Origin of the sequence: Micromonospora sp. NPDC049836, from assembly GCF_044465125.1 — a bacterium.
In the GTDB taxonomy this organism is placed as follows: domain Bacteria; phylum Actinomycetota; class Actinomycetes; order Mycobacteriales; family Micromonosporaceae; genus Micromonospora.
Window position 1 is genome coordinate 1 of sequence record NZ_JBITLH010000041.1, and the last position, 1414, is coordinate 1414.

Consider the following 1414-nt stretch of genomic DNA (forward strand, 5'->3'; position numbering starts at 1 on the left):
TACTCCAGCCGCACTTCTGTTCGCGGTGTTTGCGCAGCTAGGACCGCCGATGCCGGATCAGGCGTCAGAGTACGTGATCGTCCATCGTAGACTGCCGCGCTTGTGGTGGTGGACGATCTTTCAGGGTGGGCGGTAGGTCTGGATGACCTGATGGCGCGGATCGCTGGCCGGTTTCGGCGCGTGGAGCCACGCCGGCGAGCCCGGGCGTATGTGCTGGGCCTGCTGTCGCCGCTGGCTGGCAAGAATGGCTGGACCCTGGCCGAGGCGGCCGGAGAGAACACACCTGACGGCATGCAACGGCTGCTCAACAGGACGGCATGGGACGCCGACGCAGTCCGCGACGACCTACGCGACTACGTCGCAGAGCACCTCGGCGACCCTGACGGCGTTTTGATCATCGATGAGACGGGGTTCCTGAAGAAGGGAACCAAGTCCGCCGGCGTCCAACGCCAGTACTCCGGGACCGCCGGCCGGACCGAGAACTGCCAGCTCGGGGTGTTCCTGGCGTACGCGTCCGCGCACGGGCGGACCTTGGTCGATCGGGAGTTGTATCTGCCGCAGGGCTGGTGCGGCGATGACGCCCGGCGGACCGAAGCCGCCATACCGGCGAAGGTGCGGTTCGCGACCAAGCCGGCGCTGGGGTTGCAGATGCTGCGCCGCGCGCTGGACGCGGGGCTGCCGGCCCGGTGGGTAACCGCCGACGAGGCCTACGGCAAGGACAGCAAGTTCCGGCTCTGGCTGCAGAGCCGCCGCATGAGCTACGTCCTGGCCGTGGCCTGCAACCAAAAAATCCCGACCGACGGCGGCAGCGCCCGCGCCGACGAACTGGCCGCCGCGGCCCCTGCCCCCGCCTGGAAGCGGCGCAGCTGCGGCGCCGGCGCCAAGGGACCCCGTCTGTTCGACTGGGCCGTGGCCACCCTGCCCGACACCGGCACCGCCGAGCACGGATTCACCCGCTGGCTGCTCATCCGCCGGTCGATCACCGACCCCACCGAGCACGCCTACTACCTGTGCTACGGACCCGCCGACACCGACGACGAGGAACTCATCCGCGTGGCCGGCACGCGGTGGGCCATCGAGGAGTGCTTCCAGACCGCCAAGGGACAGGTCGGCCTGGACGACTACCAGGTCCGCCGCTACGACGCGTGGTACCGCCACATAACACTCGCTATGTGCGCCCACGCCTACCTCGCCGTCACCACCGGGGCGCAAAAGGGGGCGCCACCGACCGGCCCGACCTTGTCCCCCTCAGCCTCGCCGAGACTCGACGTCTCCTGGCACACCTGATCACCCGCAGACGAACCCGCGACCACATCAATCGATGGTCATGGTGGCGACGCCGCCACCAGTTCAGAGCCAAAACAAGCCACTACCAGCGAAGACAACGACTCCGCGAAGTGCGGCTGGAGTACTA

General features: G+C 68.3%; 1 protein-coding gene. It reads left to right on the forward strand.

Annotated features, from left to right (window positions below; genetic code table 11):
- Nucleotides 1–150 precede the first annotated feature (150 nt).
- Nucleotides 151–1287 carry an IS701 family transposase gene (locus tag ACIBPB_RS33635; RefSeq protein WP_396843259.1) on the forward strand — a complete coding sequence of 379 codons (1137 nt, stop codon included), beginning with the start codon at nucleotides 151–153 and terminating at the stop codon, nucleotides 1285–1287.
- Nucleotides 1288–1414 lie beyond the last annotated feature (127 nt).

Excerpts from the sequence above, each read along its gene's own strand:
- ACIBPB_RS33635 (WP_396843259.1), top strand. The coding sequence starts at position 151 with ATGGCGCGGATCGCTGGCCGGTTTCGGCGCGTGGAGCCACGCCGGCGA.